The 5,940-nt window shown below is 71.2% G+C and carries 2 protein-coding genes; both read right to left on the bottom strand.

Features of this window, described 5'->3' with window-relative positions; all coding sequences use genetic code 11:
• Positions 1-1,732, bottom strand: a 1,732-nt coding sequence (locus GA0115233_RS39440; RefSeq protein ID WP_255310513.1) for a condensation domain-containing protein, incomplete at its 3' end; no start/stop codon positions are given.
• The gene (locus GA0115233_RS39435) at positions 1,729-5,922 is read right to left on the bottom strand and encodes a non-ribosomal peptide synthetase (protein WP_176712112.1); all 4,194 of its coding nucleotides are present in this window, start codon (positions 5,920-5,922) and stop codon (positions 1,729-1,731) included. The genes GA0115233_RS39440 and GA0115233_RS39435, both read right to left, overlap by 4 nt.
• Positions 5,923-5,940: the final 18 nt, after the last annotated feature.

Raw genomic sequence — 5,940 nt, 5'->3', positions numbered from 1 at the left:
AATGCGCCACCCGATTCGCCCGCGCATTCAACTCCCCGTACGACACCCGCACCCCACCGTCAACCACCGCCACCGCATCACACGCCGCCCGCACCCACCCCTCAAACACCTCATGCACACACCCCAACCCCCCAACACCACCCACACCCCCACCAACCACAACCCCCCACTCCCCCACCGACAACACATCGACGGAGTCGACCGGTTGGTTGCCTCCGGCTTCGAGGGCTCGGGCGAGGCCGGTCAGGGCCGTGGCGAAGTAGGCGCAGACGCGGGCCGGGTCGACGGGGGTGGCGGCCTGGACGGTGAGGTGGAAGTCGTCGCCGAGGTCGTCCACGGAGACGGTGAGCGGGTAGCTGGTGCGTTCCTCGCCGTGCAGGGTCCGGCAGCCGGGGACGGTGACATCGGCTTGGTCGGTGGCGGTACTGCCGCCGCTGTGGCGGTAGTTGAGGAGGGAGGTGAACAGCGGCGCGGGCGCGGGGACGGAACTGCACCGCTGGGCCAGTGCCAGGGAGGCGTGCTCGTGACGGAGCAGTTCGGCCAGCAGGCCCTGGGTGTCGCGCAGTGCCTTCGTCACACCGGTGTCGTCGACGGTGAGGCGGATGGGCAGGGTGTTGATGAACGGGCCCATGGCGGTGCCGGTTTCGGCGCCGCCGTCCTGGAGGCGGCCGAACAGTACGGTGCCGAAGACCACGTCGTCACGGCCGGTGAGCCGGGCCAGGACCTGGGCCCAGGCGAGGTGCGCCACGGCCGCGGTACCGACTCCCGCCTTGCGCGCGGCATCCCGCAGGGTATGGGCGACGGCCGGGTCGAGGAGGGTGCGGTGCTCTCGGACCGTGGTCCCGTCGCCCTGGGCGTCCAAGAGCCCGTACGGTGCGGTGGGTTCGTCGATGTCCTTGAGCATGCCGGTGAAGAAGGTCTCGTGCGCAGCGGGGCCGGGGCCGGTCCGTACCTGGGCCACGAAGTCACGGAAGGGCCGGGGTGAGGGCAGGGTGTCCTCGGTGCCGCGGAGGTGGGCGGCGATCTCACGGTGGATCACGTCGAGCGTGGTGTGGTCGCCGAGGATGTGGTGCAGGTGCAGAAGCATCACCCAGCGGTCGGCGGGCCGGTCCTCGGCGACGAGAACCCGCAGCAGGGGTGCCTTGGTCAGGTCGATGCGGTGACGGCGGGGGTCGAACCGCTCGCGGAGCCGGGTCAGCGCGTCCTCGCCCGGCCCGACGGGCACCTCTTCCACGGGGAGGCGGGCTGTGCGCCAGACCACCTGGTGGGGTTCGGGCAGCCCTTCCCGGACGACGGCCGTGCGCAGGATCGTGTGACGGTCGATGACGGCCTGGTAGGCGTCAAGGTATGCGTCGAGGCGGGCGCGGCTGTCGAAGGCGTAGCCGAGGGAGATGACGTACGGGTCGCCCTGTTCGGCCGTGAGGTGGTGGAAGAACACGCCTTCCTGCAGGGGGGCGAGGGGGTAGATGTCCTCCAGGTTCCGGGCTCCGTCTGGGATCGTCGCGGCCACCGCGGCGAGTTCGGTCTCGGTCAGCTCTGTCAGTGGGCTTTGTGCGTCCTTCGGGCCCGTGCCGGTGAGATGGGCGAGGAGGGCGGGTTTGTGGGCGCGCAGGAGGCCGACCAATTCGGCGTCGAGGGCCTTTCGGCTGCCGCGTACGACGAGTTCGCCGGCGTCGGCGCCGAGCTGGACGCCGCGCTCGTCGAGCAGGCGCAGGATGTCGTGGAGCGTCACAGCCGTATCTCCTGGATGTCGTGGGTCAGTTCGGCCAGCGCGGCGAGCGAGGGCGCGGTGAACACCGCGCGGACGTCGGTCTCCAGGCCACGGGCGCGCATACGGTCGAGCAGGGTGACGGCGAGCAGGGAATGGCCGCCGAGTTCGAAGAAGTTGTCCTCGCGGCCGGGGCGGGCGACGCCGAGGAGTGCGGACCAGATCTCGGCGATCGCGGTCTCCGCCTCGCCCTGGGGCGGGGTGTGCGGCCGGTCGCCGTCCGGAGCGGCTTCCGGGGCGGGCAGGGCACGGCGGTCGAGCTTGCCGTTGGCCGTGAGGGGAAGGGCGTCGAGAGCCACGTGGGCCGTGGGCACCATGTAGTCGGGCAGCCCGGCCGCGAGGTGGGCGCGCAGTTCGGCGGACTGCGCGGTGCCCACGGTGTAGGCCACCAGCCGCCGGTCGCCGGGGGTGTCCTCGCGGGCGAGCACCACGGCCTCGCGGACGCCGGGGTGGGCGAGCAGCCTGCTCTCGATGTCACCCAGCTCGATGCGGAATCCGCGGATCTTGACCTGGAAGTCGCTGCGGCCCAGGAACTCCAGCACACCCGGGGTCTTCCAGCGGACCCGGTCCCCGGTCGCGTACATGCGTCCGCCGGGCCGGAAGGGGTCGGCGGGGAATCGGTCCGCGGTGAGGTCGGGGAGGCCGTGATAGCCGAGGGCCACGCCCGCTCCGCCGATGTACAGGTCTCCGGCGACGCCCAGCGGGCAGGGCCGGCCGTGGGCGTCGAGGACGTAGACACTCTGGTTGGCGAGTGGGCTGCCGTAGGGCACGCTGCCCCGGTGGCGTACGGCCGGGTCGATGGGGTGGCTGACGGACCAGATGGCGGCCTCGGTGGCCCCGCCGTAGCTGTGGATGCTCGCGCGGGGGCAGCGGGCGTGGATACGTTCGGGCAGGTCGACGGGGATCCAGTCGCCGCTCATCATCACCAGCCGGAGGGAGGGGAAGGAGACTCCTTCCGGCGCGGAGTCCACGAAGAGCTGGGCGAGGGCGGGGACGGAGTCCCACAGAGTGACCTGGTGCTCGGCTACCAGGGCGTGCCATCCGGCGGGGTCGGGGGCCCGTCCGGGCGGTGGGACGACGACCCGGCCGCCTGCGGCGAGCACGCCGAAGATGTCGTACACGGACAGGTCGAAGGACAGGGACGAGACGGCCAGTACGGCGTCCTCGGGTCCGACCCGGTGGCGGGTGTTGATGTCCTGGAGGGTGTTGCAGGCGGCCGCGTGACTGGTCATCACGCCCTTGGGGGTGCCGGTGGAGCCCGAGGTGTAGACGATGTAGGCGAGGTCGGCGGGGGTGAGTTCCGCGATGTCCGGGCCGGTGGCGGGGCCGCTCCGGGGGACGGTCACCAAGGGGCGGTCCGAAGCCCAGTCCGGCGCCGGCGGTCCCTGCGGACCGGAGCGTTCGTCCGGCGCGGGGTGCGCGTCGGACGGCGAGGCGATCACGGCGGCGGGGTCGCAGCTGTCGATCACCGCCCGCAGTCGTTCGGCGGGGTAGTCGGGGTCGAGGGGGACGTAGGCGCCGCCCGCCTTGAGCACGCCGAGGACGGCGGCGACCATGTCGGCTCCGCGTCGCAGGGCGACGGCAACACGGTCGCTGGGGCGCACACCGAGGGCGTGCAGCCGGTGGGCGACGCCGTTGGCGCGGGCGTCGAGGGCCGCGTAGGTGAGTTCCTCGTCGGCGACGACCGCCACGGCCTGCGGGGTCCGGGCGGCCTGGAGCTCGAACAGCCCGTGCAGGCAGGCCACGGGGAAGTCCGCGGCAGTGTCGTTCCAGCCGTGCACGATGAGGTCCTCTTCGGCCTCGGTCAGCACGGGCAGCCGGCCCACCGGGGTGGTGCCGCTCGCCTGAGTCATCGCCGTCAGCAAAGTGGTCCAGTGACCGAGGAACCGCTCGACGGTGGCCCGGTCGAACAGAGCGGTCGCGTACTCCGCGGCCGCGTACAGGCAACCGTCGTCGCCCTCGGTGACGGAGAGCGTCAAGTCGAAGCGGGAAGTGGTGTGTTCGGGCCCGGTGAGTGGTTCGGCCGTCAGACCGGGCAAAGCAAGCCGGGAGCCGGTGTCGGCCTGCCAGGCGAACGCGATCTGGAAGACGGCGTTGTGCGCCAGCGACCTCGCTGGACGCACCACCTCCACCAACTGCTCGAAGGGCAGGTCCTGATGGTCCTGCGCGGCCAGCGCGACCGCCTTCACCCGCGCCAGCCATTCGCTCAGGGAGGGGTCGTCGGAGGCGTCGAACCGCAGGGGCAGCATGTTGGCGAAGAACCCGATGAGGTCCTCGGTCTCCCGCTGCCCTCGGTTGGCGGCCGGGGTGCCGATCACGACCTCCGGGCGCTCGCCCAGGCGGGTGAGCAGGGCCGCCCAGCCCGCCAGGACCGTGGAATACAGGGTGGTGTCGTGCCGGGCCGCGAGGTTCCTCAGACCAGAGGTCAGCTCGGCATCGAGGACGCGTTCCACGGCTGCGCCCGCGAAGTCCTGGTGTGCCGGCCGGGGGCGGTCGGTGGGCAGTTCGCTGCGTTCGGGGGCGTCTTCCAGGGCCCTCCGCCAGAACTCGGCCTGCCGTTTGAGGTCTTCCCCCGACATCCGCTCCTGTTGCCACAGCGCGTAGTCGGCGTACTGGACGGGCAGTGGGCGCAGCGGATCGGGGCGTCCGTCGCGGAACGCCTCGTACAGCGCGTTGAGTTCACCCACCAGGACGCCGATGGACCAGCCGTCGGAGACGATGTGGTGCATCACGATACTCAACGTCCAGGCGCGCTCCGCGACCTGGGCGAGGTGTCCGCGGATCAGGGGGCCGTGGACCATGTCGAAGGGCGCGCCGTCGTCCTCGCCGTCCAGCCACGTGAACCGTCCGGTCTCCGCGATCACTTGCACGGGACGGCCGTCTTGGTCCTGGGTGAAGGTCGTGCGCAGGATCTCGTGGCGGGCGACGATCGTGTCCAGCGCCCGGCGCAGGGCGCCCTCGTCCAACTCGCCCTCCAGCCGGAGCCGTAGGGGGATGTGGTACGCCTCGCTGACTCCGTCGAGCCGTGTCAGGAACCAGAGCCGGCTTTGCGCGAAGGACATCGGCGCGGTGCCGGTGCGGGGCACGGGCACGATCGGCGGCAGGGTTGCCTCCGCGTTCACCTGTGCCTGGGCCACCGCGCGGGCGCAGTCGGCGAGGACGGGACTCGCGAACAGTGCTTGCAGCGACAGTGCGGAACCGAGCCGGGCCCGCATACGGGACAGCGCCTGCACTGCGAGGAGGGAGTGTCCTCCGAGGTCGAAGAAGCTGTCGCCTCGGCCGATGCGTTCGACACCGAGCAGCTCGCTCCAGATCTCCGCCAGCACACGCTCGGTCCCGTCCCGGGGCTTTTCGTAGGCGCCGCGGGCGTAGGAGGTGTCGTCGGGGGCGGGCAGGGTGGACCGGTCGAGCTTGCCGTTCACGGTCAGCGGGAAGGCGTCCAGACGCACATACGCCGACGGCACCAGATATGACGGCAGACGTTGGGTGAGGGACTGACGCAAGTCCTCTGTCGTACCGGTGTCTTCGCCCACGAAGTAGGCGACGAGGGAGTCCTGCCGGGCGATGACGGCGGCTTCGCGGACTCCGGGGCATTCCAGCAGCGCGGCCTCGACCTCACCCGGCTCGATCCGGTAACCCCGCACCTTCACCTGGGCGTCATTACGCCCCACATACTCCAGCTCACCCGACACCGAACACCGCACGAGATCCCCCGTGCGATACACCCGACCACCCGGCACGAACGGATCCTCAAGGAACCGCTCCGCGGTCAGCTCAGGCCGCCCCAGATACCCGCGCGCGACCCCCGCACCCCCCACATACAACTCCCCCACCACACCCACCGGCACCGGCCGCATCCGCCCGTCCAGCACATACGCCCGCATATCCCCCAACGGCACCCCGATCGGACTCACCGGCAAACCCACATCCGCCTCGGTGACCCGCCGCACCGTCACATGCACCGTCGCCTCCGTGATCCCGTACATGTTCAGCACCGTCACACCCGGCTCACACGCAAACCACGGCCGCAACACCCCAGGCTCCAGCGCCTCACCCCCCAACACCACATACCGCAACGCATGCGGCAACGCCCTCGCCCCACGCACCGCCACCAACTGCGCGAACGCCGACGGCGTCTGACTGAGAACCGTCACCCCCTCCCCACACACCAA

This window comes from Streptomyces sp. DI166, assembly GCF_900091315.1.
Taxonomy (GTDB): domain Bacteria; phylum Actinomycetota; class Actinomycetes; order Streptomycetales; family Streptomycetaceae; genus Streptomyces; species Streptomyces fuscus.
The sequence above is the reverse complement of the archived record's forward strand: the minus strand, read 5'-3'. Positions and strand labels throughout refer to the sequence as shown.